This is a genomic window from Paenibacillus sp. Marseille-P2973 (assembly GCF_018101095.1).
Taxonomy (GTDB): domain Bacteria; phylum Bacillota; class Bacilli; order Paenibacillales; family Paenibacillaceae; genus Fontibacillus; species Fontibacillus vini.
Map to the genome: position 1 here is coordinate 1 of NZ_JAGQEH010000014.1, position 25217 is coordinate 25217.

The 25217-nt window shown below is 39.9% G+C and carries 20 protein-coding genes and 1 tRNA gene; 20 read left to right on the forward strand and 1 reads right to left on the reverse strand.

Features of this window, described 5'->3' with window-relative positions; all coding sequences use genetic code 11:
* Positions 1–745: 745 nt before the first annotated feature.
* The 9 genes from KB559_RS20555 (at position 746) to KB559_RS20595 (ending at position 9899) form a co-directional block, all read left to right on the forward strand.
* The gene (locus KB559_RS20555) at positions 746–1546 is read left to right on the forward strand and encodes an RNA polymerase sigma factor (RefSeq protein WP_211024594.1); all 801 of its coding nucleotides are present in this window, start codon (positions 746–748) and stop codon (positions 1544–1546) included.
* 17 nt (positions 1547–1563) lie between these two features.
* Positions 1564–2160: an ATP-dependent Clp endopeptidase proteolytic subunit ClpP gene (clpP, locus tag KB559_RS20560; protein ID WP_211024596.1), complete on the forward strand. Its 597-nt coding sequence runs from the start codon at positions 1564–1566 to the stop codon at positions 2158–2160.
* A gap of 329 nt (positions 2161–2489) precedes the next feature.
* Positions 2490–3947, forward strand: coding sequence for an IMP dehydrogenase (gene guaB / locus KB559_RS20565; RefSeq protein ID WP_211024598.1), 1458 nt, complete (start codon positions 2490–2492; stop codon positions 3945–3947).
* A 138-nt stretch (positions 3948–4085) separates the two neighbouring features.
* A complete protein-coding gene (locus KB559_RS20570) occupies positions 4086–5507 on the forward strand; it encodes a D-alanyl-D-alanine carboxypeptidase family protein (RefSeq protein ID WP_211024600.1) in 1422 nt (473 codons plus the stop codon).
* Between the two features lie 86 nt (positions 5508–5593).
* Positions 5594–6475, forward strand: a complete 882-nt coding sequence (pdxS, locus tag KB559_RS20575; RefSeq protein ID WP_211024602.1) for a pyridoxal 5'-phosphate synthase lyase subunit PdxS — start codon at positions 5594–5596, stop codon at positions 6473–6475.
* Positions 6476–6545: 70 nt separating this feature from the next.
* Positions 6546–7130, forward strand: a complete 585-nt coding sequence (pdxT, locus tag KB559_RS20580) for a pyridoxal 5'-phosphate synthase glutaminase subunit PdxT (protein WP_211024604.1) — start codon at positions 6546–6548, stop codon at positions 7128–7130.
* Between the two features lie 148 nt (positions 7131–7278).
* On the forward strand, positions 7279–8562 hold the full coding sequence (gene serS / locus KB559_RS20585) for a serine--tRNA ligase (RefSeq protein ID WP_211024606.1): 1284 nt from the start codon (positions 7279–7281) through the stop codon (positions 8560–8562).
* 62 nt (positions 8563–8624) lie between these two features.
* Positions 8625–8713, forward strand: a tRNA-Ser gene (locus KB559_RS20590).
* A 133-nt stretch (positions 8714–8846) separates the two neighbouring features.
* Positions 8847–9899, forward strand: a complete 1053-nt coding sequence (locus KB559_RS20595) for a tyrosine-type recombinase/integrase (RefSeq protein ID WP_211024608.1) — start codon at positions 8847–8849, stop codon at positions 9897–9899.
* Between the two features lie 147 nt (positions 9900–10046).
* Here KB559_RS20595 and KB559_RS20600 read toward each other — a convergent pair whose 3' ends face one another.
* Positions 10047–10406, reverse strand: a complete 360-nt coding sequence (locus KB559_RS20600) for a helix-turn-helix domain-containing protein (RefSeq protein ID WP_211024610.1) — start codon at positions 10404–10406, stop codon at positions 10047–10049.
* A 135-nt stretch (positions 10407–10541) separates the two neighbouring features.
* Between KB559_RS20600 and KB559_RS20605 the strand changes: the two genes are divergently transcribed.
* The 11 genes from KB559_RS20605 (at position 10542) to KB559_RS20655 (ending at position 24756) form a co-directional block, all read left to right on the forward strand.
* Positions 10542–11039: a hypothetical protein gene (locus tag KB559_RS20605; protein ID WP_211024612.1), complete on the forward strand. Its 498-nt coding sequence runs from the start codon at positions 10542–10544 to the stop codon at positions 11037–11039.
* A 1778-nt stretch (positions 11040–12817) separates the two neighbouring features.
* Complete coding sequence (locus tag KB559_RS20610) at positions 12818–15865, forward strand: hypothetical protein (protein WP_211024614.1); 3048 nt, start codon at positions 12818–12820, stop codon at positions 15863–15865.
* A gap of 330 nt (positions 15866–16195) precedes the next feature.
* On the forward strand, positions 16196–16399 hold the full coding sequence (locus KB559_RS20615) for a hypothetical protein (protein ID WP_211024616.1): 204 nt from the start codon (positions 16196–16198) through the stop codon (positions 16397–16399).
* Complete coding sequence (locus KB559_RS20620; protein ID WP_211024618.1) at positions 16392–18461, forward strand: DEAD/DEAH box helicase family protein; 2070 nt, start codon at positions 16392–16394, stop codon at positions 18459–18461. Before KB559_RS20615 ends, KB559_RS20620 begins: the two co-directional genes overlap by 8 nt.
* A 303-nt stretch (positions 18462–18764) precedes the next feature.
* Positions 18765–19412 (forward strand): hypothetical protein, encoded by a 648-nt coding sequence (locus KB559_RS20625; RefSeq protein ID WP_211024620.1) that lies wholly within the window; start codon positions 18765–18767, stop codon positions 19410–19412.
* Between the two features lie 42 nt (positions 19413–19454).
* Positions 19455–20144 carry a hypothetical protein gene (locus KB559_RS20630; protein ID WP_211024622.1) on the forward strand — a complete coding sequence of 230 codons (690 nt, stop codon included), beginning with the start codon at positions 19455–19457 and terminating at the stop codon, positions 20142–20144.
* Between the two features lie 25 nt (positions 20145–20169).
* Positions 20170–20490, forward strand: a complete 321-nt coding sequence (locus tag KB559_RS20635) for a hypothetical protein (RefSeq protein ID WP_211024624.1) — start codon at positions 20170–20172, stop codon at positions 20488–20490.
* A 17-nt stretch (positions 20491–20507) separates the two neighbouring features.
* On the forward strand, positions 20508–20732 hold the full coding sequence (locus tag KB559_RS20640; protein WP_211024626.1) for a hypothetical protein: 225 nt from the start codon (positions 20508–20510) through the stop codon (positions 20730–20732).
* Positions 20733–21137: 405 nt separating this feature from the next.
* Entirely contained in the window at positions 21138–22601 is a 1464-nt protein-coding gene (locus KB559_RS20645) for a metallophosphoesterase family protein (RefSeq protein WP_211024629.1), read from the forward strand.
* Between the two features lie 5 nt (positions 22602–22606).
* Positions 22607–23014: a hypothetical protein gene (locus KB559_RS20650; RefSeq protein ID WP_247681991.1), complete on the forward strand. Its 408-nt coding sequence runs from the start codon at positions 22607–22609 to the stop codon at positions 23012–23014.
* Positions 23011–24756 (forward strand): DUF2326 domain-containing protein, encoded by a 1746-nt coding sequence (locus KB559_RS20655; RefSeq protein WP_211024632.1) that lies wholly within the window; start codon positions 23011–23013, stop codon positions 24754–24756. Before KB559_RS20650 ends, KB559_RS20655 begins: the two co-directional genes overlap by 4 nt.
* Positions 24757–25217: the final 461 nt, after the last annotated feature.

Consider the following 25217-nt stretch of genomic DNA (forward strand, 5'->3'; position numbering starts at 1 on the left):
AAGCCCTCCAGCGCCGATGGTACTTGGACCGAAGGGTCCTGGGAGAGTAGGACGCCGCCAAGCAATGAAGAAGAGCACTGCCGATAACCTCGGCGGTGCTTTTTTGCTATTTAGGACTATCTCAACAGCAACTTAGCTGTAAAACCTGCAGTTATTTTCGCAAGATGAGCTTGTTTGAGACAAATAACTGTAAAATCTACAGTTAATTCTGCGGTTTTCACTCGGAATGGTCTAAATTCGCTGAAATAGCTGTACTTTTTGCAGTTAATTTAGACCGGAAAGCTAATGGAGTAAAATTAGATGTAGCAATTACAGTTAATTTAAATAAGGTTGGTTTAAGTGAGATTTGAGTAAGATTAGTTTAAGTGAGGTTTTAGTAAGGTTATTTTAAGTAAGGTTATTTTAAGTAAGGTTAGTTTATGCAAAGTTTGCAAAATGTGCAGTTTTGCAATTTGAGGTTGAGGAATGTATAAATTAACAATGTATAGATCACATGTGTAGATCACATGTGAAGATCAACAAAGTCAGATTAGTAAATGTGCCCGATTATCAGCATGTTTATTGATATAAAGCGACTGAGTAACGGGTTGTAAAACGAGCGACTTCGGCCTTCATGCAGCCAAACCATACGCTGGGCTAATTAGTGCGCTTTAAATTAATTTTTGCATATCCTACCGTATCTACAAGATGCGTTTTTTCGTTTATAACAATGAGATCGAGGAAGATCTTCAGGAGGTGAGCCAAGATGCATAACGAAATAGAGGAAGGTCTGTCGGCGACTGCGGATCGAAAGGGTCTGTCGGATATATCGGAGTGGATAGGAGCGCACCAGCAGGCACTTCGTCTATACTGCCGTTCCTTAGCGGGTTCACCTTGGGAGGGCGACGATCTGGCTCAGGATACCTGGCTCAAGGTATGGTCAGCTTTGTTAGGTGGGAAGGATGACGAACAAATTACACGCGCATATTTATACCGAATAGCCCGTAACGCATGGATTGACCGTAGCCGTAAGAGAATGGTATCGACCGTGCGTGAACCGCTGGAAGACGAGTTACATGTGCCCCAGATAAGTCCTCTAGAGATTTATACGGCTATGGAAACTCTGGTGCAGACGCTGGTCCCTGCACAGCGTACGGCTTTGCTGCTGATCGATATTTTGAAATATAGTGCAGCGGAAGCAGCCAAGCTTATAGGCTCTACGGAAGGTGCGGTAAAGGCAGCTCTACACCGGGCCCGAACGAAGCTAAAGATGGCCGTAGCAGTGAATAACGACGACAAAGGGTATCGAGCCAAGGATGGAGCCAAGGAGAGAACCAAGGAGAGAGCGACCGAAGGAGATAAGTCGGAGACCGATGAGTTGATGACTTATGCTTATCTGGAAGCTTTTCGCCAGCAGAACACCACTGCTATGGTTATGCTGATGAATGATTCCGCGCCTAAAGAAGCCGTTGTTTCCTTGTTGCATGCCCGGCAAAAAGCCGAGCGTCCACAGATCCGCACCCATTCGCCGAGCATTCACAACCTCTATATGCAATTGGCCGCCTAAAAATAGGAGGTATAGGTATGAGCACGGTAATTCCTTATGTTATTGAGCAAACGGGGCATGGAGAAAGGTCCTATGACATTTACTCTCGTTTGTTGAAGGACCGGATTGTGTTCTTGGGCACTGCGATTGATGATCAGGTGGCCAACAGCATCACGGCGCAAATGTTATTTCTCGCCGCGGAGGATCCTGAAAAGGACATCCATTTTTATATAAACAGTCCTGGCGGATCTACTTCTGCGGGCTTTGCGATCTACGATACGATGCAATATGTGAAGCCCGATGTTCAAACGATATGTTCGGGTATGGCTGCTTCCTTTGCCGCCATTCTGCTCATGTCCGGTGCCCATGGCAAACGATTTGCGCTTCCTAACAGTGAAGTGATGATTCATCAGCCGCATGGAGGGGCGCAAGGCCAAGCCAGCGACATCGAAATCAGTGCCAGACGGATTATCCGGACCAGAGAACGCTTGAATCAAATCGCCGCCGAGCGAACAGGTCAACCGATTGAACGGATTGCTCAGGATATGGACCGGGATTATTTTATGACGGCAGAGGAAGCAAAAGCTTACGGGATCCTCGATCAAGTCATTCAAAATCCGAAAGCTGTAAAATAAGCATATCCGGTCATAAGCCCGGCCAAACTGAACCGTTATCCAGGGGATAACGGTTTTTTCATATGCGTAATACCTCGTCGGGAATGGGATTCGGTGGTTTAGGGCAGTTTATTTTCAAATCGAATATATACGCTCAAGATAGAATGTGCATTCCCAAGAGACAGTAGTGTGCGCTGAAAAGGCGATTCGTATTTCCACAGGCTTATCCTTGACAGCCTATAGGCCCTTTGCTAAGATGGCAATAATATATTTTCGTAAGTAACCATTCGGCCTTGATTTATAAGGAAATTAGACCGGAAACCGATCATAAACAAGGAGGAAAACCAAAGGTGTGGGAAAGTAAATTTGATAAGGAAGGCCTTACATTTGACGATGTATTGCTCGTTCCTCGCAAGTCGGAAGTATTGCCAAAAGAGGTGGACGTGTCCACAAAACTGAGCGACAAGGTGAAGCTCAATCTGCCACTGATCAGCGCAGGAATGGATACGGTAACTGAGGCGGCGCTGGCGATCGCTATGGCGCGTGAGGGCGGTATCGGGATTATTCACAAGAATATGCCGATCGAGCAACAAGCGGAGGAAGTGGACCGGGTTAAACGCTCGGAGAGCGGCGTTATCACGAATCCGTTCTCGTTGTCGGCGGATCACCTTGTTTCTGATGCAGAGGCCGTCATGGGCAAATTCCGGATTTCCGGCGTGCCGATCGTGGATGACGAGCATAAACTGATCGGGATTTTGACCAACCGTGACCTGCGTTTTGTTCATGACTACAGCATTAAAATCAGCGAAGTCATGACTCACGAGAACCTGGTAACCGCTCCGGTTGGCACGACCTTGCAGGAGGCCGAAGTAATCCTTCAACAACACAAAATCGAGAAGCTGCCTTTGGTGGATGAGAATAATGTGTTGAAGGGCCTTATCACCATTAAAGATATTGAAAAAGCAATTCAATTCCCGAACGCAGCCAAAGATGCCCAAGGCAGACTGCTTGTAGGTGCGGCTGTCGGGATTTCCAAGGACACCTTTGACCGGACTGAAGCTCTTGTAAAAGCCGGAGTAGACGTAATTACGGTCGACTCCGCGCATGGCCATCATATTAATATTCTGGAAGCCGTAGCCGAACTGCGTAAACGTTACCCGGATCTCACCATTATCGCGGGCAATGTCGCAACTGGCGAAGCGACCCGGGCTTTGATTGAAGCCGGCGCTTCTGTAGTCAAAGTCGGGATCGGCCCAGGCTCCATTTGTACGACTCGCGTTATCGCAGGTATTGGCGTACCGCAAGTTACGGCTGTATATGACTGCGCAACGGTAGCCCGCGAATACGGCGTGCCGATCATCGCGGACGGCGGAATTAAATATTCCGGCGAGATTACAAAAGCGATTGCCGCAGGCGCTCACGCGGTTATGCTCGGCAGCTTGTTTGCCGGCACCGAAGAAAGCCCTGGCGACTCTGAGATCTACCAAGGACGTCGCTACAAAGTGTATAGAGGTATGGGCTCCCTGGCTGCCATGAAACAAGGCAGTAAGGACCGTTACTTCCAGGATGACGATAAGAAGCTGGTTCCGGAAGGAATCGAAGGCCGCGTGGCCTATAAAGGCCCGCTCTCCGACACGATTACCCAACTGATCGGCGGTTTGCGCTCCGGTATGGGATATTGCGGTACCAAAACATTGGACGAGCTGCGCAATGATACGCAGTTTGTACGGATTACCGGTGCTGGTCTCCGGGAAAGCCATCCGCACGACGTACAAATTACAAAAGAAGCGCCAAACTACTCTCTCTAAGATTCCAAGCTCCGGTTTACGGACATGGGAGAAGGCAGGCGCCAATATATACCAAGACAGGCAGGGCGAAATAGGCCCTACCTGTCTTTTTTTGCGGTAGGCCCTGTGATAGAATAGATAAAGCAAATGAACGAGAATATGAGAGGAGCTTTAAGAACATTGAAACTGAAAGAAAACAACCGCACAACTTCGAAATCAAAACGGAAATTACTCCGTAAAGGGGTAGCGTCCGTTCTGTTGCTGAATATGCTGTGCTTCTCTCTGGTCCCGGCGATGGCGCTGGCTGAGGGAGAGCAGACCGAATCTACCACTTCTACCAAACCTGCTTCAGTACAAGCTGGGGCTACTCAAATTCCATCCGCCGAATCCCTGGATCTGCAAGTAAGCTCCGCGATTTTGCTGGAGCCGGTCTCGGGACAGGTCCTTCTCAATATTAATGGAAACCAGCCTCTTCCTCCGGCAAGTATGACGAAAATGATGACGGAATATATCGTTGCGGATCTCGTCAAGCAAGGCAAATTTAACTGGGACGATGTAGTAACGGTTCAAAAGAATGCCGCTAACACCGTCGGTTCCCGGATCTTTCTTGCTGAAGGAGATCAACATACTATAGAAGAATTGTATACGGCGATGGCTATGGCATCCGCGAATGACGCAACGGTAGCGCTAGCGGAACATGTTGCCGGTTCAGAACAAGCTTTTGTTAAAATGATGAATGATGAAGCCAAGAGAATGGGAATGAAAACTGCGCATTTCGCCAATTCGACCGGATTGGACATTGCCGATATGCCTGCAGAATTCAGAACGCAAGACGGCAAAGAGACCGTAATGTCGGCCATGGATGCAGCGATTCTTGCCAAATATATCGTAACCGATCACCCTGATTTTACCCGTTTTACCACGATTCAAAGCAAAAAGTTTCGGGAGCGCGATAAAGCGCCTATGTCGAACTTGAATTGGATGCTGGAAGCCAATAAAGATGTAACTAATTTTAAGCAGTTTGCCTATGAGGGCCTTGACGGTCTGAAAACGGGACATACGGCAAATGCCGGCAATTGCTTTACCGGGACGGCCGAACGGAACGGTATGCGTTTGATCAGCGTAGTTATGGGAACAAAAACAGAGAAGGCCCGTTTCGTAGAAACCCGCAAAGTTCTCGATTTCGGTTTTAACAACTTTGAAACCAAGCAAATCATTCCGCCCAAATCGACGGTAGCAGGTACGGAAACCGTTACGGTGAAAAAGGCGAAGAATACCTCTGTGCCAGTCGTCAGCGACCAAGGCGTTAGCTTTGTTATTCCTAAGGGCGCAGACATTAGCGGAGTTCAAGCTACAGTTACATTGGGTAACGAGACCTTGACGGCACCGTTGAAGCAGGGCACTAGCGTGGGAACGGTTAAGTATTCGTTTAAACCTGCGGGCATGGATCAGACGCTGGAGAAAACAGTGAACCTGATTACAGCTGAAGACGCTGAGAAAGCAGGCTGGTTCAAGCTGTTTATGCGCGCTATCGGCGACTTCTTCCGCGATTTGTTCAACGGTATCAAAAACCTGTTCTAGCAAATTAGTATTCCGACTATACGGGTTGTATATTTGAGGGGAATATTGTAAAATATCAAGTTAGATTATTATCGGGGGGCATGGATATGGAAACTGGAACATCGCGAGTAAAAAGAGGCATGGCTGAGATGCAAAAGGGCGGCGTCATCATGGACGTCATGAATGCCGAACAAGCTAAGATCGCTGAAGCCGCTGGGGCAACTGCCGTTATGGCATTGGAGCGGGTTCCTTCAGATATTCGTGCAGCAGGCGGGGTAGCCCGCATGGCGGACCCTACTATTGTAGAAGAGGTTATGAAGGTAGTGTCCATTCCTGTTATGGCTAAAGCGCGGATCGGACATTATGTCGAAGCGAAAGTTCTGGAATCTCTCGGGGTAGACTATTTGGATGAAAGTGAAGTATTGACTCCGGCAGATGAAGTGTTCCATATCGATAAACGTGATTTTACTGTTCCATTTGTTTGTGGAGCTAAGGATCTGGGCGAAGCCTTGCGCCGGATCAGCGAGGGAGCATCCATGATCCGTACCAAAGGAGAACCGGGAACAGGTAATATCGTGGAGGCTGTTCGCCATATGCGTTTGATCAACAGCCAAATCCGCAAAGTGAAGAATATGTCTAAGGACGAGCTGTATGCCGAAGCAAAAAACCTGGGCGTAGCTTATGACCTGCTGCTCGAGGTTCATGAGAACGGCAAATTGCCGGTTGTTAATTTCGCCGCGGGCGGTGTGGCCACTCCGGCGGATGCTGCTCTGATGATGCATTTAGGTGCGGACGGCGTATTTGTCGGGTCGGGGATTTTTAAATCCGACAGCCCGGAGAAATTCGCCCGCGCTATTGTGGAAGCTACGACGCATTTCACCGATTATAAATTGATTGCCGAAGTGTCCAAAAACTTGGGCACACCGATGAAAGGCATCGAGATTTCGAAATTGACCGCGGCTGAACGGATGTCGGATCGCGGCTGGTAATCATAGCGCTTAGTGTTTAACGCGCAGAGATAGGGTCAGACAGCCTGGGCAAGGGAAGAAGGGTAAAAGGATGAAGGTAGGCGTATTGGCGCTTCAGGGCGCTGTTGCAGAGCATATACGAAGTATTGAGAGTGCAGGCGCCGAGGGCGTTGTCGTGAAGCATCCCGAACAGCTGGACGAGCTTGAAGGGCTGATTATTCCTGGCGGGGAAAGCACAACCATCGGGAAGCTGATGCGCAAATACGGTTTTATCGAAGCGATCCGTTACTTTGCGGAGAAAGGTAAGCCGGTATTCGGAACTTGCGCAGGGCTGATCGTCATGGCCAAGGAAATCGAAGGCGGGGAAGAAGCGCATCTCGAACTGATGAATATCAGAGTCTCCCGTAACGCCTTTGGGCGTCAACGGGAGAGCTTTGAGACCGATCTGGACGTAAAGGGGCTGGAGAAGCCTCTTCGTGCGGTGTTTATCCGTGCTCCGCTCATAACGGAGGTCGGGAAGGATGTAGAGGTGTTGTCCACGTATAAGGATGAGATCGTAACGGCCCGTCAGGGACATTTACTGGTTTCTTCCTTTCATCCGGAATTGACGGACGACTACTCCCTACACGGCTACTTTTTAGAGATGATTAAGACGAACAAAGCAGTCGTGAATTAAAGCTATAGGAAAACCTTGACTCTTTTCCAAGGGTTAAGGTTGTTTTCTTTCTTAAATTAATGTATGTTTTCCTGCGATCCCGGCGGTCATGTTCTAGCGTAGAACGCCGGCATGGCTGCAGGTGGGATGATTCTAGGAGGGACTACCCATGTTGGATGTTAAAATATTGCGAAATGATTATGCGCGTGTCGAAGAGGCGCTGAAGAACCGGGGCAAATCCTTGGATTTGATCTCTGGCTTCCCGAAGCTTGACGAGAAGCGCCGGGAGTTGCTTCAAGAGAGCGAAGCGCTTAAAAACCGCCGTAATACCGTGTCTGCAGAAGTGGCACAGCGGAAGAAAAATAAAGAAAACGCAGATGAGCTCATTTTGGAAATGAGAGAGGTAGGCGACCGGATCAAGCAGTTGGACGATGAAGTCCGGGAGCTTGAAGTCAAAATCGATGAGCTGACGATGAACATTCCGAACATCCCTAGCAGCAGCGTACCGGTTGGTGCTTCAGAGGAAGAGAATGTAGAGATCCGTCGTTGGAGCGAGCCAAGAAAATTTGACTTCGCGCCTAAAGCGCATTGGGACGTTGCTGGAGAACTCGGCATTCTTGATTTTGAAGCCGGAGCGAAGGTGACCGGATCCCGGTTTACTTTTTACAAAGGCTTGGGTGCGCGTCTCGAGCGTGCGCTGATCAGCTTTATGATGGATTTGCACAGTAATGACCACGGCTATGAGGAAATGCTGCCACCATATATTGTGAATCGGGACAGCCTATACGGGACCGGACAGCTGCCGAAGTTTGAAGAGGATCTCTTTAAGCTGACGGAAAGCGACTATTATCTTATTCCGACGGCTGAGGTGCCGGTCACGAACTATCATCGTGACGAGATTCTGAGCACGGAAGACTTGCCCCGCAAGTATGTAGCCTACAGCTCTTGCTTCCGTTCCGAAGCCGGTGCGGCAGGCCGGGATACGCGAGGCCTTATCCGCCAGCACCAGTTCAATAAGGTCGAGATGATCAAAATCGTTCATCCCGAAACCTCTTATGATGAGCTGGAGCAAATGACGGCCAATGCGGAGCGGGTCCTTCAGCTGTTGAACCTGCCTTACCGCGTTCTTGCACTGTGTACAGGCGATCTTGGTTTTACGGCTGCGAAGACCTATGACCTCGAGGTATGGCTGCCGGAAAGCGGCGTATACCGCGAGATCTCGTCGTGTTCCAATGTGGAGGACTTCCAGGCACGCCGGGCTAATATTCGTTTCCGTCCGGAGCCGAAGGCCAAGCCGGAATTCGTGCATACGCTGAATGGATCCGGATTAGCGGTTGGACGTACGGTAGCCGCCATTTTGGAAAATTACCAGCTTGAAGACGGAAGCGTAGAGATTCCGGAAGTGCTGCGTCCTTACATGGGTAATTTACAGGTTATTTCCAAGCGGAAATAGCTTGATATCGTTTATGGTCTGTGATAGAATCTGATTTGTTACTCGAATCAGATTCACTTTTTGGAGAGGTACCGAAGCGGTCATAACGGGGCGGTCTTGAAAACCGTTAGGGGGCAACTCCACATGGGTTCGAATCCCATCCTCTCCGCCAGTTATTACAAATTAGCGCCGTATAAGGCATTGCGGTGATTATGGCTAAAACGCACTTGACTGTTGAACAGCGGTCTAGTGCGTTTTTTTGTGTTCGTGACCGTTAGAGAAAACTCTAACGGGAGGTACGGAATATGAGTATAATCAATGGAAAAACACCGCATAAACGCGGGCAAAGGAAGAACAATTTACCTCAGCGGTTATTAGACCGCCTTACTCCTTCGGTCTTAGAAGCGCCCCGCCCTACACTTCAAGAAACCGAAAAACCTCATTCAGAGACGTTGACACTGGACAAGCTGTTTAAGCGCTATTATGTCGCACGGCAGGCAGCAGGGGCGGCAGAACGCACCTTAGAGGACTATAGGAAGCACATGAACTGGTTTCGCCGCTTCTTGGCATCAGAGTACAGCGGTCTTGATAACTTTGTACCTAATAGAGACGTGATTCGTTCTTGGATTTCCCATATGTTGACGGTGCAGAAGTTAAAGCCTTCTACAATAAACATTAGACTGAGGACAATTAAGGCGATGTTCAATTGGGGTATGAGCGAAAGAATAATTAAAGAATCTCCGTTTGAAAATGTGGAACTGTTGAAAGTGCCAGAGGAAGACTTTCAAGTGATTTCAAAAGTACAGGAACGGAAGCTGTTCAATTGCTGTGAATTAACAACTTTCACTGGACTTCGTGATGCATTATTAATGTCATTTCTGCTTGATACAGGTGTTCGTATTGGGGAGTGCATGAGAATTTTTGTAGAGGAAGTTGATCTACAAAATCGCTCCGCATCTGTTAGGGCTGAATCAGCTAAAACCAGAAAGGCACGGATAGTGTACTTTGGGGTGCGAACACAAGAGCTACTGTTTATCTACCTTGCGTGGCATAAAAATAACGCAGAAGCTCCAAACTTGTTTCTTAACGAGTTTGGTCAACCCTTAGATAAGAATTGGGCAACTAGATGTATCAGTTTCATTGGTAAGAAGGCTAAAATTACAGGCGTTCGCATTAGCCCCCACACTTTCCGACATACTTTTGCGACTCGTTATATAAAGGCAACAGGCGACCCATTTTCATTACGTAGATTGCTTGGACATTCTTCTATGGAAATGGTTAATCGCTATGTTAATCAGGATACTACAGATGTTCGTGAGCAGTATGAGAAATTCATGAATGGGGGAACCGAACGATAGCATATTGGTTGACTATGGGCATATTTTTATAAAAGGCTCGTAGAACAAGATTATAGCGGAATGTAAAGCTTGTGAAAGTGTTGAGGTAATTTAATTTAGTTTAACTGAAGTATCACCCATTCGACCAAATAGTGAATGGGTGATTTGTTATTTGAGCTTATCGTATGTTCCCAGCACTTCCTTAGCAAGACGAAGTACTAGCTTCACTTCCTCAATCTTTCTCCCAGCCAATAGCGAGTTAAGTGCTTCAATTAATTCTTGCTTATTAGCCCTTTCCTCAATGCCCTCAATACCTTCAAATCTAAATACCTCAACGGGCCTTATTTCTAAAGCGATAATTACCTTTTCCAGTGTTTCCATTGAAATGTTTCGTTCGCCACGCTCAATATCTGATATATATGTAACATGTATTCCGCTTTTTTCCGATAAATACTCTTGTGTATATTCCTTTTCTTTACGCAAAGTCCTAATACGTTCACCAATAAGTTTAATTAGATCAGAAGACATAAATCCAATCCCCCTTCACAAAAAGCGTAGAAGAGTTAATGGTTTACTTACAGATAACTAGAACAGATATTATGTTGAATTATTCGTATATAAACGATATTATATCTTTGTACATATTCCACAGGGAGACATATTATGAAGAAGACACTTATATTACCTATTTTATTATCGTTAGCACTCACAGCTTGCGGTGGCATGTCCGAAGAGGAAAAAGAATTTGCTGAATTGTATGAGCAAGTAACAGGAGAGAAATACACTAAAGGAAAAGGAGAAGAATTGCAGAAGCAGTATGAACAGTTGCAGGAAGAATCGAAAATAAAAAATGAACAAAAAGAGCAATCAAGTGATTACTTATTTGGATTTTTGCAGATCGACGATTTCATCATTGACAGAGGAATCAATAGGAATGATAAGGCAAAAGCTAAATTGACTAACAATTCCCGCTGGACTCTTGACGGTCATATCGGATTGGTTGTTTATGATAAGGATATGAGTATCATTGACACGCAATATGTAAGCTTGCCAAATGTCGGATTAGAACCAGATGAAGCCTTTATAGTTGATGAGTACATAAACAAAGACAATTACTATACATTGAAATTCGCTGATGTAGATATGCTTCGTCAGAAATAAGTTTTACATTATATATTGAAAGTAAATAAGACCATTTTATGACAACAAGCAGTTGAACAAAGTGAACTCGATCATATAAGTCCATGAACGCGGAGTGACTCAGAGTGGGTGGATAGTACATTCTAATGCATTGAAAAATTGAAAAGTCAAAAGTAACAATTTTCTCATCTTATAATAAGTAGAAATAATTATTTATTACAACATTAATTCAAATTAGCAGTACAAAATTTGTTTTGAACGTGTGATTTTTGTGCGTTGTCATATAGATATATATAGAGAGATAAAACTGTTAAGCATAACTCAGGGGCTCATTGTACGTTTTTGCTTAACCCACTCACAGAACAATACAACGCAGACTTCCCTATAAATTTTTTTGCGATACGAAAGAGATAATCGATTCCTTTATACAATTAGAAAACTCAAATATTTACTTGTTTGAAATCACTTCGAATTTCATTTTTAATTTTCTAACCAAGCCCATCCCCAGCAGCCTTTCCCATAACTGAAATTATGTGAAAAGACTTAATGAAGGCCGGGGGGATGGTTTACAGATGAAAACCACTTTCCTCCATTTCAGAAGAGCCGAACACATATATCCAGACTTCCGACCTCGATTCTACGAGCGGTTCATTCTCTAAAACCTCGCTCGTTACCACGATAAGGCTCTATCGTAAATCTAGTTAAGTTATACTGGCTTTGACTCGATGCTTTGGAGGGGTTTCAGGTCTTTCCAGCAATATGAGTCCTATATAGGCGTCTGCCTTTCCTGGAAAATTGCAATAGTATTCGGAACCTCTTCGATTAGTTATGGATAAAGTGTACTCGATCATATGAGTCCATGGCACTGGTCATGGACATTATTGTTTGGCTCTCAGGCGAATGGAAAGGGGGCATAGAGACTCAGAACGATCTAAAGGGAATAGTTGGTGGGTCGCGGGATAAAATTGATCTGGGATAGCGCAAGGACGCCAAAAACGATGGTCGTTACTTTCTCGGTATTTAAAAAAAGTAAAAAACCTAAAAGTAACAAATTCTGCACCCCTTATAAATAGATATGTTATTTATATTATATATTACTTATATAGTATATTATATATTCTATTTATAAAGGGTGCGAAATTTGTTGCTTTTGGGTTTTGCACTTTTAAAGTGTAGCCGAGTGGCCCCTTTATTGATACTTCTTAACAATTCATATTCTGTGCTATTACTAATCTGAGATATCGAGAAGATTGAGGAAGTTTCAATCCCGTTTAAAGGTTTAAAAGAACTTTTAATGAGTTTTGAACCTTTCAAACCTTTAAAACTCGTTCACTGCCAAAGTGATAGAACTATATCCCTATTAATCAGTATTAGAAGTGAGACACCTTCGAGAAGATATCTCGAGGGTTTTATTTTTTGTTGGACAGATCACAGCATCATTAAGTCAAAGAGGAGAGATGATAGAGATGAATGACCAAGAATTGCGAGCATCAGTATTGCAGATTCAGAACAGGTACGGAACGCCAATTGCCTTTATTGCAAGTAAATGTGGGGTGTCGAGAGAACATATATCCAGATGGATGAACAATGATTCGTATCTAATTTCTGATGAATTAAAGACAAAAATTAAATTGATTACTAAAGGAATAGTCGATTGACAACGGGAAACACAAAATCGTTAGAATCTTATTGTCGATATATACGAGGTAGTGACAATGACAATCAAGGCACGTAATAAGTAGCGCAAACTCACGAGATTCCATGATCGTGGGTTTATTTTCTTTTGAGGAGTGATAATTTTGAGCAATGCTTTAGTGTTTCAGACAAGAGATCAAGTATTTATTTCTGCGGATTCTGCGGTATCAGTAACAATTGATGGAGTGATTTATAGGGCAGGAACAGCAGCACAGAAGCTATTTCATATTGATAATTCTATTATTTTCTGTAGTGGAGAGTTAGAATACTGTTACAAAGTTATGGAGGAGTATAGGTCTCAAAGATATAGAAATATACACTCATTACGTAACTTGATATATCAAAGTTATACAAATGAAGCTATAGATATTGTTGTTGCAGAGTATGTTGGAGAGCAGACCAAGGTAACTCAGCTATCTCCTTATAATGATTTTATTCCAGTTGTTGTTACTGATTTGCCTGTGGGTGCGCTCAACGTCATTTCAGCAGGGATTCGCACAAAAGAAGCTCATGAAATTTCATATAAGTATCTATTGCAAGGGAATAAATTGGAGAGTGTATATAAGGATACATATAATCAAATAAGCTTTGAAGGTATTGGTGGGATGCTGTATGTGTATAGAGTTAGTAAAAATGGAGTGCAATTGCATTTAACGCATCAGATTACAGAGCCAAATGATATGAGGATATTCAGCTTCGACGTTTTCAAAGAGTTTTATCATAAACAGAAGAAGCATTGTATCGTTGGTGAGCGAATCTACGGAAAAGTTTTTATGGGTACGAATCTGGCACTTGAAGACGAAGATGGCGTTTTGATATTCCGAGGATCGAAAGGTGAAATCTTTGATCGCAACGGAAGACTTGTAACAAAGCTTGGTTTGGTTAATGAGAATCCTGACGTATTCGGACTCTGGTCTTTCAACGATATAACAAGAGTAAAAGTTGATGACAGAGAAGGATTTGTGATCGACAGAGCAACAACTGATTTAAACAAACATCCTGACGGATGGGAAAAGATCACGTGGGCAGACCCAAGTGAAGGAACACTCTACACTCATGATCTTGTTGCTGAGAACATTAAGATTGTTAATGATATCGGCAAAACCATTCTGGATGCAGAAAACAATTACTTGGATATCGGTGATTTCAAAGATATCGTGATGGATAACAAGCTTACCACGCTAGAAAAGATGCAGATTATCACTGAGCTTTATAAGATCGAAGCAGGATACCATAGAATGCTCGAGCAAGCAGAGGAATATAAGCGTTCTCAGCGTGACGATATCTTCGATATGGAAGCTCAGTTCTTATCTAAATCTCCTAGTACAATTGATCTTTATTCCACAACACCACTCACAAACGGCTACTTCGATTTACTGAACTATATGTCTCAGTACATCGACATCGTGACACAAGCACCTCTTAACATTAATGTGAATTCTCCTAAAACAGAACAGACGAGTGAAGTTCCTGATCGTGCAGAATTCATTCTAAAATTCAAAACATATTATGATGAAGAGAAAAATCTTCGCAATAAGATTGAGGACGCACAATTCTATTCTGGACTGAATATGGGCCAATTCTACAATAACGTTGTTATTGGTGAATATGGCTTTATTGCGTTGCGAAGCGATGGGAAGTATCGATCTGTTTTAAACGCGACCAATGGATTAGCTTTGCAAAAGTGGGAAAAGAACAGGTGGGTAAACAAGGTTTATGCTTCGATTGGCAATTCCACATACGAGGATGGAACACTCATTGCAGAAGACTTAGTTGCGAAGCGTTTGCGGATTGAAACAAAGCTTGGTGATGTACTGTTGGATAGCGATGCACTCAACATTGACTTCTCAGTTTTGGATTCCATTATCATTGACGATGTAATCGTGTCCACAGAGAAGATTACTTTAGCTAACCAATATAAAGGTATTACTAAACAATACGTGACCCTAAAAGAGCAAATTAACGACTATGTAAACACTATTTATAATGACAGAGACTCTTCATACTATGAGCTTGATGACGCAAAAAATCAACTGCAATCCGCAGGAAATGATTTGACTGCTTCATATAACGCTTTGACCACTTACATGACTCCTATCTTTGCCGACATGAACAAGACGACTCATATTGTCACTGAACTTCGATCTACAAGATTAGAGTTTCATCAGAAGTGGGAGAACTTCTACAAGGCATATGAGAGCGCGAGATCGAAGCTTGCAGACTTCTTGGAGAAGTCTTCATTGCAGTTAGGGAGAAACTACAACAACACTGTTATAGACGCTCTGAATGGCATCGTGGTTACGCGAGGTAACATGATGAACCGAACGACACTCAATGCCACAGAGGGAATCAAGATTGAGAAGAATGTCGGCACTGCTGGAAATCCAGTTTGGGAGAAACGCTTTTATGTTGACCTTGAAGGCAATCTGTTCGCAGATGAATTGAGCACAAGGAAGCTTAGAATTCTCGATGGTAAACTTGGGGACGCAATCATATTGGATTGGCTGGAAGGTATTACGATCAATGGTCAACATGGGGAACAAATCAGGTTGAATGCCAATGAAGGTATAGCCATTGATGTCAATGGGGAGCCAAGGTTTTGGATTGGTAAAGATGGAACTCTTAGAGCGAAAAGACTTATTATTATCGGAGATGATGATGAAGGGCCGTTGGAACTTCCAGATGGATCATTTATTTCCAAGCTTACAGTTAATGAAGTAAGGACAATGGAAGACAGAAACAAGCAGGATTATGTTTGGGTAAAAGATCAGTTTATCAAGTTTATTTCAGGAAATGGTACAAGTATCGATGAAGAGAAAATGGCTCTTTATCTCGATAATCCTACAGGAAGTCTCAATGGAATACCTACAATTAAAATGGGTTTAGGTAGCAATGCATTAAATGATAACGAGGTTGGTTACATTATCAAGGATAATGATGCATTCAAATTAAGCTATAAAGCAACTAACGGAAATGAGCGTAGACTTTGGTTTAATCGTAATGGTGTAGACGGAGTTATCCTCGAATCTAATGGCGACACCCTCAAACTTAAATCTAATACGAAGATTATGCTTGAAGTAAATTCCGATAATTATATAGAACTCACTCCACATGGCATAAAGCTCAACGGAACGAGGATTGACTTGAATTAATGCTTATTTAAACAATGGGGAGAAATAAGGGGAGCTGCATTGCCGTGTTTATAGATATAAAATTGTTTTAAACACTTTCAAAGGAATCATATTTTGTGCGTGTAAAGCTTTAATAGATTTTAAAAGTCTTATAAACCTTTAAAATCTTTTGCATTCTGAGATTGATAAAAATAAAAGGCTTTGAGTAGCCTTTTAACAAGAATTTGCCGAAAAATGCAATCGACCAACTACATGACACTATATAAAGTGAACCCCTCCGAGAAATCGGAGGGGTTTTATTTTACTGGTCATATCACAGGTTCACATACTCATGAAAGAGAGATGATTTATATGAATGACAAGGAATTACGAGAAGCATTATTCAGATTAAAGCAGGGATTTGGAACGCCAACGACTTTCATTGCCCATAGTGTAGGAGTTTCCAGAGAACATTTGTCCAGATGGCTTCACGATGAGTCATATGTAATTTCAAATGAGCTACAAAATAGACTAAAACAGTTTGTAAAAAGAAGTGAGGTGAAAATTGATGAATAAAGTTTCTGATAATACTGAAGTTATAGAGAAGATGATGGGTTATTTAAGTGAAGATCATAAAGGGAATATACATCAGGCGGCTTTCTTCGATATCGCGAATATTTATTTGAGATTTGTTAATGAATATAAAGGGCAATTCAAAGAATATATTGGAGTTAAAAATCCATCGGATGTTAAACAGATCAAACAGAATTCTGTTTCATGGGTTTGTAATGCCAGTATGGGCCATGGAAAGACAACAGTATTAATTTCCTTTCTCAAGTGGTTAGTTAGTGAAAGTGAGAAATTTAAGGTTCCAGTACTAGTAGCTGTAAGAGAAAATAATATGGCAGATGAAATTTATAGTGAATTACGAGACTTTGATAAGAATTGTGTCCTAAGGATAGACAAGGATAATAAGCATGAAGCAGGACAATACATTCCATATTATCAAATAGTTATTATTACTCATGCAAGATTAAAGAGATTGGCTCTTGGCTACGAAAATGCTCAGGAGTATAGATTATTTCAGCAATATTCAATGGATTTGTTTACAGAGGAATCTCCAGTAATTGAGGAGCTAATCACTAACCGATGGAATAGATTATTAATCATTGATGAAAAACCTGACTTCATCAATAATAGCATTTTTGATCTGGGCAAAGAACACAATGCAGTTGAATGGTTTGACAGATTAAGTGGATGCTTGGAATTTGATTCATATAAGAGCCAATCAATCAAATCACTTATAATTCATCTGATTGCTAATGAATTAGCTGAAAACACTGGCACAATTTCAATGGCATTAGTCCCTAAAAATGAGCGAAATACTAAAAGAATACTAAACCTAATAGCTACATTAGCTCAAATTGAAGAAAAAGCAGTTGGCTATGATGTTCTTGATATGGAAAAGCTTAAAGCATTCAAAAAAATGCTGTTTCGTAATGAAGTTGCAAGGATAGATGAATATCAAGATCGGAATAAGGTTGGTAGAAAGATTCATTACGCTGAACGAGTAGATTATACTAAGCTAGGATTGAATACATTGATATTAGATGGAACTTGCCAATTAAACAAAAAGCAATACAAGGACTTTGAATTTATGCCAATAAAAAATTATAATGACTACTCTAGGCTGACAATTACTCAGGATATAATAAACACCTCAAATTGGAGTAGGAGTAAGAAGGGGCAACCAACACAAAAAGCAATAGGGATTAGAGTGGGAGAACTAAAGAACCAGCACGAAAATTTATTTCTTCTTCCTTTGAAGTCAGACCTAGATACTTACATTAAACTAGGCACAATTTCACCTGAGTTTGCTACTCAATACTTTGGAAAGAATGATACTGAAGAATCAAGTCCACTGAACTTACTAAATACAACTGGAAAGAATCAATTGAGAGATGTTACAGAATTATACTTGCCTTCTCTTCCTCGTAGAAATCCTGACCATTACAAAGCAATTGCTATTAGTTTGTATGGTAAAGAGGTTGATTTATCAATTAATAACGAGACAGATGATTATAACTGGTTTAAAGATGAAAAGCTTGAGAGGATTTATAGAGGAGAACTTTACGCTGAAATACTTCAGATTATTCACAGGACAGCATTAAGGAAAATTCAAGATGAAAATGAAATTCGTATTTTCCTAGCTTTTGATGACACAAAACATAATCCTGTTTTAGAAGAAGCTCAAATCCTATTAAGTGAGATTAATGGAAATTACATGGGTGGACAAGCACAATTAGATACTTACCATGTTCAAGACGAAACACTTTATGGTATTGGTGAAAGAATTAGGCAGTTTGCTGAAGATATTGATAATTGGGTGAAAAAGAATACTACATTCTTCAATTCTTCAACGTTCAAACTATCTGAAGTGGACAAAAAAAGTGGGCTGGGCGAAGAGTTTAGAAAGTGGCTCTCTAAGAATAATCATTGGGAAAAAGATCGAGGAATTATAGACCGCATTTTTCGCGAATTTGGTTATGTCATATACTCTGATCCTTTTGATAAACGTGGAACAAAAATGATTACTACTATTGCTAATTATGAAAGATTAATTGGAAACAAATATTGACCTCATTTACTTCTATATTAGAAGAAAGTGGGGTCAACTTTTTATATGTTTAAATGATGTAGCATGTTAATACTGTTTCTTTAATGAAGTATTGCTTAGTATCCAGACGATTCGAAAAGCGAAGCGTTCGAATCGTGACAAGCAACAAAAGCGAAGCTTTTGTGCGCGTCAGGAACTCGAAGTCTTTCTCCTACGATCAGTACTTTATTTGGCATTCATAGAAAAAATTGACAGCAACTTTCTGTTCTGATAATGTAGTGTCTGACATGATTATATAAACCTTAAAAGAGGGATAACGACAATATGAAGCATGATAACCAAGAACAAGGTAAAAGAATAAACAGTTCAAATAAGTTAAGAGAGCAACGTTTAAAGCAAATACCTAATACTTTGAGGTCTAGACAAAAAGAGCGTATCTCCTACACTTTTAATAATCGTTGCGCATTAACAGATAAAGAGTCCAATATTCATTACGACCATTTTGTACCGGTCCAATGGGGGGGGATTGTAAGGAGACACGGCATCGGCGGTACTACCTATGCCAATATAATTCCACTTCATCGTTCAATTAACGCTTCAAAAAGCTCAATGAATCCATTTATTTGGTTCGAACGTTACGGGGATAGGCATGGTGTAACATTAGAAAAATGGAATAGAATTGTAGACTATATAGCCGGTATGCACGGCATGACTACTATTGATTATATCAATAGAGTTAATACATGTTATTGTGAGTATCTAGCTATTAGATGGGTAAATCGTATCAGCCAACTGGTGGAAAGGAATGGAACGGTCCGTCGTTTTTTCATCGATAATGCATTGAGAAATAATCTTAATATTCACATCGTTGTTGAATTATTTGGGAGCTTAGAAGTAAAGGAGTATTTCAATAACAATGAAACAATTGAGTTGGTGAAGGAACGGAAGCATACTTTCTTTAAACGTATCTAACTAAATGGAATCGATATTTTATTTAGAAGAGGGAGTAGGGCAATGCCTGAGGATAAGGATAGAAGGCGTAAAAGGATTGAGGATAATTTCGAGAGAAACTTACCTAGGATATGGGAGCGGGCAAGAGAGAAAAATGAGGAATTGAAAGCTAAGTTCATTGAAGAAAATTCTATTGGTGGTAAATCTACTATTACATTTTGTGTTTTTTGTCACAGTAACGAAGTTTTAAATCAGTTTACCGAGATTTCAATACCTAATAAGGGCGAGCGATTTAGAAGTGTTAAATTAGTCGCGAAAAAATGTGATAGCTGTGGTGAGGAATATATCAATGAAAGAGAGATTAGAGCTATTGAGATTATCATAAAGGTCATAGATGAAGTGTTCGATAAAAATGAGAAAAAGCTGGGCAATACAGAAAAACAGGAGAAAGTTGATGAGCTGAAAAAGGCTGTTTTAGGAAAGCAAGAATATGAACGTCAAAAAGAATTGTATAAAATCAGAATGCTCAAGTCTGACTATAATGTAGGTTTGCTCAACATAATCGAGTGTGTCTTTTGTAACTGTTCAGACGTTCGAAACAAATTATTGGAACTTGATGTTGGAGTGGAAGGTATTTTAAGTGTAGATGTGCAAGGAGCAGAATGCACACAATGCGGTAAGCAATATTTATTTGGTAATGATCTGAAAATTGTTGAGACTTTTAAGCAACTAATCAAAAGTAACAATCATTAGAACTAATCACAGAGGTGAGAAGAATTTGGTTGAAGAGCAGGTGCTACTACAGAAAAAGCTAGATCAGCTTTTAGAGAGTGTTAGTATGTTTAATAATAGAGTCAATTCTACGCTATCCTATAATAATGAACGATTAATTTCAATAGAGAGATTGATGTGGAAAATCGAACGTAAACTTATAGACCAGGATAAGATGCTAGACATGCTGGGACAGAATGAACTAATTCAAGGGTTGGTAAATAGAAAGTATCATCACGATAGGATACAGCCATTCCATTTACAATCAAAAGAATATCAAGAAGAGTCAATAAGTGCGTTGCAGGAAGATGACGACGAAGATGAATAGTGGCAGGAAGGGTTTCATTGTTTAAACGAATAAGGATGATAATGGTATGTGCCAATATATCTTTAATAGGTGGAGTTATTACTTCTTGGGTATTTGAAGGTACTATTAAGCCTCTAACAATAGTAATAACTGCCTTTAATACTGCAATGATGCTCACAATGTATCGAGGTGAATTAAAAGAACTTATTGAGAAAATAAAAGGGAATAATGATGATGACTTTGGTGGAGGAAGTTTTGGTTAGTGGGTAACGAAATAATAATAGAGCCTACAAGTACAATATGATTGAGATACTTTTAATTGTAATCTATTAATGAGCCGAAAATGCTGGTGAACACTCCGGACTCTGGACATGATCTTACTGCGTAAAAGACTGTTAGAGGTGTGTAATAGGGTGATACGATCAGGAAAGTAGACCGCTATATTAATATGTAAAAGAGACAGTCACCATGACTGTCTCTTTTTGTAACCACATTCTGTTGAAAATTTATCCAATTATCTGAGTAGTATGATATAATTTCCTCAAATCCTGAATATGTGCTAGTTCCTAAGGATCATTTTTTGTTTGGAAAAAAGGATAATAATTGTTAAAAAGTTAGTAATGAACTGTTTATAAAGTAAATAGATATTATGCGAAAAGAGGGAGATTATGGAGGTTAATTTTGTACATATTTCTGATCTTCATCTTCATTTTAAAAATTATGACTCAGAAAAGATGAGAAGAGAACTAGTTACTTATATATCTGAATTATCTAATACAATTAATTTCGACATGTTAATTGTTACAGGGGATTTAACTCATAAAGGTGGTAAATTCACGCCCGATATAACTGAGTTTTTAAATAGCTTAATTGATAGCATGAAGATTTCTAAGGAAAAAGTTTATATTGTTCCTGGAAATCATGATTTAAAAAGAGATGATGTAAGAGGTCTAATGATAGAAGGTATTAAGAATATTAAGAGTGGAGACCCGTCTGACCAACTGGATAAAGCGATAGCAACGGCGAGTCCGAGAAATACAATCTATAAGAGTTTTAATGGTTTTTTTAAGTTTTACAAACAGTTAATAGGTGAAGAGTACCCCAAAAATGAAGTTCATTTTATTAGGAATAGTGAAAAATGCAATATTGTGCATATTAACACTTGCCTAGTAGCTTATACAGCAAATGAAGAAAAAACATTATTAGTGGCCAAACAAAAGCTACTTGCTTGTTTGAATAAGTTAGAAGGAGATAGTTCAAAGTTAAATATTGCGATTGGGCATCATACTATAGAATGTATGTCTGATACAGATAAAAAGGCATTACAAAATAATTTTGATGACTACCGTATTGACTTATACCTCTCGGGGCATGTTCATCAAGCGAACTATGATATTGAAGCTAATGGGAATAATCAGATTTTACATATTGTCAGTGGAGCTGGATTGGTGGACTCTTATGCCAATGGTGGATTTGTGACAGCGAAGATAAGCACCAGTAATGCAAAAGCTGAAATTCAATATCACTCTTGGAGTCAAGATAATTCTTATTGGAAGATAAATAATGATGTTGGTCGAAAAGCGAAGACAGGTACACTTTGCTATGACCTTATAAGATTTCAGAAAAAGCCTGACCTTACATCTTCAACAGATGAGGGGTTCACAGCAGATGATTTTAACGAGGATGAATTCAAACGTTTTATTATCGATCTTCATCAACATCCCCAAAAAAAGGGGAGTGTTGAAAAATATAAAATGAAACAAGAGCAAATTGAACGTAAATTTGAAAAAATGAACTGTAGCGATACTTTTGAACAACTATTCTTAGGCTACACAATATACTTTTCTGCAATTGATGAAATTATGAGTACCACATCCTACATCGAATTGGAAAAAAAGGAGATAGTTTCAGAGATAATAATTGATGCTTACATGGGGATACATAACAAACATTCGAATGGTGACGAAATATTCAGGGAAATTGTTGAATTATTATATAACAGTCCCCAAATGAGGCAATTACCCTACACTCCCAATCAAGCAAAAAGATACATCAGGATTTTAGTAGCTTGGGTTATTTATGATTGTGGCATATTTAATGAAACGAAAAATAAAGTTGAGGTAAATACTTAATGAAAATGTCAGCAGCACAAGTTAGCTACAGAGTAAAGCCGCAATCTATTTTGTTTAGTCAATTTAGGCAAAAAGAATTTGTAGATTCATTGTTTAATATAATAGATTTAAAATCTGCTCTGACAGAAAGGAAGCAGAGAGAAATGGAAACTTTAGATTATTATGAACTTGATTATTTTTTAGTTTCAAAACATCAAATAATTGAGGAAAATGTATTATTCACCTCAAAAACTTTATACGAACTTCTAGAAAAAGAACAACATATAGACGAATTATTTCTAATGTATACTCGTGAGAGGGATATAATCCTAAATCTAAACATGGAGAGAATTTTGTATTTATCTTTAGCATTATTATATTCATTGAGTCTTATAGTTGTTAATCAAAACATGATAAAGAGGAATATAAAATGATTCTAGAGGAATTAATAGTTTATAGTCGTAGGGATGAAAAGGTTTTAAAAAAATATAAATTTAACACAATTGGTTTGAATATTATTTTGGGTGAAAAACGAACAACTGATGATGAAACAAATGGTGTTGGTAAAACAACAATGGTTGAATGCATCGAGATGTTACTTGGAAAATCTATATCAAAGCAATATGAGAATAATGAAATACTTATCGAGAAAGATATCATGATAGTTCTGAAGACGATAGTGAATGCGGATACTATTTTCTTAGCAAGACTGTTCAATTCGCCAAAAAAAGGATATAGCATTAGAAGTGAAATTTCATATGACATTAGTAAATGGCATATTCATTCAACAAAGGAATACAGACAACTTATTCATGAACTGGTCTTCATTAATGAAGTGCTGGACTTCACTAGTTTTTCATCATTAAGAGAATACATTATTAGAGATGAAAAAAGAGGCTTTAATGATATTATATTGACTGGGCGAGAGGCGACTAAAACCTATTCTTACTTGTCCTATCTTTTTGGACTGCCTTATAATTCGGAGACGGAGATCAATGTAATCAAGAAAGAGATGGACAAGCTTAAACAACAAATAAAATATATCGAAAGCGGAACCAATATTAATTCACTAATATTAAATGAAAATACTTTGGAAAATGAAATTACTACTATGAAAAATTCTATTAAATCTTTTGATATAACTGGACACTATGAGGCAAATTCTTTAAAGTACTCTGAATTAAAAACAGAATTAAATAAAATTCAGAATAAAATATTTGAATCCGAGCATATAAAACAACAGTTTGAGAAGAATATCGAGAATTTGGAAGCTAAAACTAAAGATATCAAGAGATTAAAAGATATTGCGCCTTTTTACAACCAACTTGTAGGTTATTTTCCTGATAGTATTCATAAGAACTATAAAGAAATTGAGTCGTTTTATAATTTTATGGTGGATAATAGAGGGAAATACTTTAGTAATAAAATTGATAACCTAGTATTGAAAATAAAGGACTTGAATCAGAAGAAACATGAAATTGAAATAGCATTAAAGAAGTCTGCTGAATTACTAAGGAATGACAACTTAGTTGATGATATAACTACTATGATTAATGAAGTGGAAAGAAAACAATTGGAGTTAGCTGAAATAAGAGTAAAAATCTCAGAATATAACCAACGTAATAGAATTAATGACAATATAAATTTATTGGAATCTGAAAAATTGAGAATCACTTCAATAAGAAATGATGAATTCCTTTCTTACGAGGAACATATTGAATATTTACAGAATATTTTTACTACTCTGATGAGCGTGACCTATAATCAATCCGGGGTTTTAATTTTTGAGTATGAAAATTCCGGGAGGGGCAATGCCGCTACTGGCAGAATTAAAATCAATTGCTCAATTCCTGATGAAAAATCACACGGAAGACAATACATGAAAATTAATATGTTTGATTTAACTTGGTTTTTATATCGAACAGAGAGACAGAAGGCAATTAATTTCTTGCTTCATGATGGGTCTTACTCTAAACCAGATATTGTAGTGAAACCAAGACTACTGAGATACATTAATAAAGTTCTAAAGACAAATCAAAAGGGACAATATTTTGTTACAATAAATGTTGATGAATTGTTGGAAGAAGATGTTGATGAGTTTATGAAGGAAAATTTAGTAATTGCAGAATTAGACAGAAGTGCTGACGAAAATAGATTTTTCGGTTTTAAGTACTAAATAAATATATATATATAAGCCACTCCATTGATGGAATGGGCTTTTCTAAGTGTCAAAATATTATGCATCAAATTATTGGCTAAATGCACTAGATATTATTGTTTGTAGTCGGCTGAAAACCACTGGGTATAAAGCATTTATAGAACGCTCTGCAACGGATAACTTGACTCATGCTTTGAAAACTAATAAGATGTACTTGTCTAACGGTCACGCATCAAAATAAACGTTTTAATCAGACCGTTTAAGCTGTTCAACAATAAAGTGCAATAAACCTAGTCATGATAAAGGATGGCGGGATTTAACAACGAGGGGCGGTCTTGAAAACCGTTAGGGGGCAACTCCACATGGGTTCGAATCCCATCCTCTCCGCCAGTTATATCCTTTAATAATGAATACAGTTAAGAGGGCGATGAGTCGCCCTCTTTTTATTTTTTGCGGCTACCCTTGGGGTTCTTACTATA